Source organism: Paenibacillus sp. y28 (assembly GCF_037137075.1).
In the GTDB taxonomy this organism is placed as follows: domain Bacteria; phylum Bacillota; class Bacilli; order Paenibacillales; family NBRC-103111; genus JBBBNV01.
This window is the reverse complement of record NZ_JBBBNV010000093.1, coordinates 1-1,484: the sequence shown is the minus strand read 5'-3', so window position 1 is coordinate 1,484 and position 1,484 is coordinate 1. Positions and strand designations below refer to the sequence as shown.

Genomic DNA, 1,484 nt, shown 5'->3' with positions numbered 1-1,484 from the left:
CTAGATTGTTCTCCTCCTGATACGTACCTGAATAGACCTTCCACCATATGGATATACTGAGTGGTGGACAAGGGAATCGGGTTCAGTGAGATGAGCGGGTTGTGGCTCCATACTGATCACGATTCTTTTTTCTGTGAAAGAGCTGCTTTCATACCGGGGATGCGACGATATGTCATGAATGTTTTTGTTTAGATCTCGACGGTCTTTAGCTTCAATCCACCTGCGATCAAGTAAATCATCGTGCTTAGATTTTTAACCGAACGGTAGCCGCGGGCTCGTCGTTTGGCACTTTGTACCAATCCATTAATGGCCTCCATGATCCCATTTGTGACCCGGGACGTGAACCAGCGTAAGATGCCTGCTTCATGCGCTCGAATGGTTTTGGCTGCTTTGACCATATCGGAAATCTGGCTATGTGTCGCCCAGTAATACCAGTCGTCCAAAAAGCTCTTGGCTTGCTCAGGTGTTTCTTGCTCCCATAGCTTAGAGAAGGCCAGCTTCAAGTGATACGCTTTCGCTGTCTTCAAATCCTGATCCTTCAGTCGCAACAGGGATTCCTTTTGGTTGGGAGTGAGGTTTTCTTCCCGCTTGAGCCATGCATAGCGGCTGCCTTTTAAATCCGCTACCGTCCGCTGTTCTTTGCGTCTGGTCTCATCGACCGCTGTATGAATGACTTTCATGACATGGAATTTGTCATAGGTGATTTCCACGTTCGGGAAGTACCGTTTGGCCCCCGCGATGAAGCTGGGCGACATATCCATGCACAACTCCTCGATGTCATCGGGATGGCCGCATTTTTGTAACAGGTGTCCCTTAAAGTCAAACAAGGTCCGTTGATCTTTTCCTTCCGCCACATGAAGGACTTTACGGGTATCCAGGTCCATCACCAACGATACGTATTCATGCCCCTTTGCCCGAGAGGTTTCATCGATGGCGATCCGTTTGACCTCCTCCCAGGTCTGACCCTGGCGGGCCTCCTCCACATAATGATGGAGAATCGGCCATAAAGTGGTGTCATGCTCACCAAGCAATCGGGACACTTCATTCATCGGCATCGCTTTGGCAAGCAAGACCATAAATGCTTCAAAATAAAGTGAGAAGCCGGAACGCTCGCGAGCCCAGGCAAGAGCCGCAGTCTTCGGGGTGCGGCATTGCTCGCATTCCACACGCGGCGGCTTCCCAAGGATCACAGCTCGGTATTGAAAGAAGTTCATATGCCGCCATTCCCGTTCCTTGCCGTGGTCGTAAATCCGGCAGCTTGGTTTGCCACATGTCCCGCAGGTATGCAAGCTTCCCTTCACCGTTCGAATGCGGATGCTCAGTTCTTTTTGCTCTGGCTTAAACGCTACCTCATATACTTCCCAGCCTGTACCCAAGTTTAGGGCCCTATTGAATATCTCGTTTTCCGTCATCCTATATTCTCCTTTTCAGGGGTTCTACTACAAGGATTGACGGTCTATGGACATGCTAAACTGGGAAGAACC

Annotated in this window: 1 protein-coding gene; it reads right to left on the bottom strand. The window is 49.9% G+C overall.

The window, feature by feature from the left end:
- Window positions 1-188 precede the first annotated feature (188 nt).
- The gene (locus WBG83_RS22385; RefSeq protein ID WP_336747606.1) at window positions 189-1,412 is read right to left on the bottom strand and encodes an ISL3 family transposase; all 1,224 of its coding nucleotides are present in this window, start codon (window positions 1,410-1,412) and stop codon (window positions 189-191) included.
- Between the last annotated feature and the right edge of the window lie 72 nt (window positions 1,413-1,484).

Excerpts from the sequence above, each read along its gene's own strand:
- WBG83_RS22385 (WP_336747606.1), bottom strand. The coding sequence starts at position 1,412 with ATGACGGAAAACGAGATATTCAATAGGGCCCTAAACTTGGGTACAGGC.